Origin of the sequence: Pseudoalteromonas sp. AOP7-A1-14, assembly GCF_052376275.1 — a bacterium.
Taxonomy (GTDB): domain Bacteria; phylum Pseudomonadota; class Gammaproteobacteria; order Enterobacterales; family Alteromonadaceae; genus Pseudoalteromonas.
The window spans coordinates 1-1,959 of sequence record NZ_JBQSVO010000214.1; the positions used below are offsets into that span (position 1 = coordinate 1).

Below are 1,959 nucleotides of genomic sequence, written 5' to 3' on the forward strand. Positions count from 1 at the left end.
ACGGTATATAGCACACCGTTTCTACCAGACCATTTTGAATCAAAAGCTGGTCGTTTATCTGCTTTGCGTTCTTCAACTTTGGCTATGGTCAACAATTCATGTGCACGAAGCCCCGCAGAGAGTGCTATTTGTGTTGATAATGAATATTTAGACGTTTGGTGCTTACTTATTATTTGTGCTTGCTCTGTGGTGTAGGAGCGTGATTTAATAATTTGCTGATTAATTGATTTAATAACAGGGAGTGCTTGCTTATCTTTAAGTTTGCCGTTTAGCCTCATCATTGCTTGTATAGCTTGGCGTTCCATATCAAGTGATTTCTGACCCACTATTTCTTTTCGGTAATCTAAATAATTGAGTGCTTGCTCGATGGTCATTGCCTGAACACCATTAATGCCAATATCTTTAGCCCATGAAGCAACAGTGTTAAGTGATTGCTCGTAATTTCTGGCTGTACCAAGAGACTTTATAAGCTTACTTTTTGTAAGCCCCTTTATGACATTGTGTGCCTGAGTTTTTGGTTTCGCAAATTTAGCCATGTTTTTTAATCCATCTTTGAATTGTTGACCAATGAGCATTTATACCTTTGCGCTTTAGCCAGCGCTGAAGCTCGACAATGTTAGAACCTTGCTTGTAAATTTCTATTAGCTCGAATTTATGTTTATCAAGCTTAGATGTTTTTTTACGGCTTCCAGCGATTAACTTACTTTCAAATTTTAGTTTTTGGACTTCGGTTAGTGCATCGAATTTCATGGTATGACTCCAGTCGGATTAAGGTTGTAAGATTGACTGGCAATAAAGCTCAGCGGCACTTAAGCCTATTCGCCCCAGTTCTTCGCACATGCGAAAGGCTCGGACTGATCTCGCCTGATTATTAACCTCATTTATACGTATTGTCAGCAGCTGGAGTGCGCCGTTTTTGGTTGGTTACTACCTTTGAAAAGATAGTATTTATCTCGTTACTACGTGTTGAAGGCAGCAGAATAGCGCCTGTTTTTTTCTGGCTCGTTAGAGCTTCAGTAGCAATAAGATTATCACTTTAGAAATATTTTTCAATCTGCAAATAAAACCTGCGTATAAGAGTATGAATGTGTTGTCCCCCGCTATGTGTAAGCCGATTTTCGGCTTCGACATAGCGGGGGACAGGGGCGAAGCCCCAATGTTTAAAGAGAGGCTATTGCTCATGATGCCTCTATTAAAATTGGTTTTATTAAAGCTCTACATTATATTGTAGGTATAAAGCTAAAGTTATCATTTACATATAGCAATTTTTACAATGCCTGAATTAGGTTCTCGCTATTAATGTTTTAAAATTGCTTAGGTGCTAGATAAACGATACTTTAATAATTTTTTATTGGTTTAATAATTTACGGAGCGTTTAGTGTTTAATAAAACTAAGTCAATATTAGAGTGTACGGAATCTAGCTTATTAGGTTTTTCTACTAAGAAAAGTTACTTGTCACCAGTTCAAAGGTTGTTTCTTTATCCTCTAGTATATTTGCAAGTAGGATTCGTAGACTTTGTTCGTCCGCTAAAAATGTGGTCGTTATTTAGTTTTGCCATAGCTCTAGCTTTATCTTTTTTAGTCAAAAATTCTATTCTCGACTCTAATAGCTACATTGCGAGCTTAAATATATTTGTATGGTTTTTTTTACTGTTGATTAGCTTTTCTACGCCTAGTTCATATGCTTTTAATGGAGTTACAGAACTAACAGTTAATAACACGGTTATTATTTTATCGGAACATGAAATTAATAGTGTTGATAGTTTAGAGTTGTTGGAGGACAACGTTGATAAAATTGAAGAGCGAATAGATGAAAGAGTTAAGTTTTACAAATGGCTAATCGGGTCTGCTTGGGCTGGGTATATTTTGTTCATAAACTATCAATTTAGGTTAATTAGCATATCTGATATGAAACCAGATGAAAATTTTCTTAATAGCCTTTTTGAAACATCGGTGTC

At 36.1% G+C, this 1,959-nt stretch carries 2 protein-coding genes and 1 pseudogene; 1 reads left to right on the forward strand and 2 read right to left on the reverse strand.

Translation table 11 applies throughout. The features are described from left to right. Together ACT3RM_RS17615 and ACT3RM_RS17620 are read right to left on the reverse strand one after the other, a co-directional pair. A pseudogene (locus tag ACT3RM_RS17615) lies at positions 1-536 on the reverse strand (site-specific integrase); the annotation flags it as partial. Continuing rightward, positions 529-750, reverse strand: a complete 222-nt coding sequence (locus ACT3RM_RS17620) for a hypothetical protein (RefSeq protein ID WP_197173380.1) — start codon at positions 748-750, stop codon at positions 529-531. The pseudogene ACT3RM_RS17615 and the gene ACT3RM_RS17620, both read right to left, overlap by 8 nt. 628 nt (positions 751-1,378) lie before the next feature. On the opposite strand from ACT3RM_RS17620, the gene ACT3RM_RS17625 reads away from it, so the two are divergent. Further along, a partial coding sequence (locus ACT3RM_RS17625; protein ID WP_444511481.1) for a hypothetical protein occupies positions 1,379-1,959 on the forward strand: 581 nt, incomplete at its 3' end.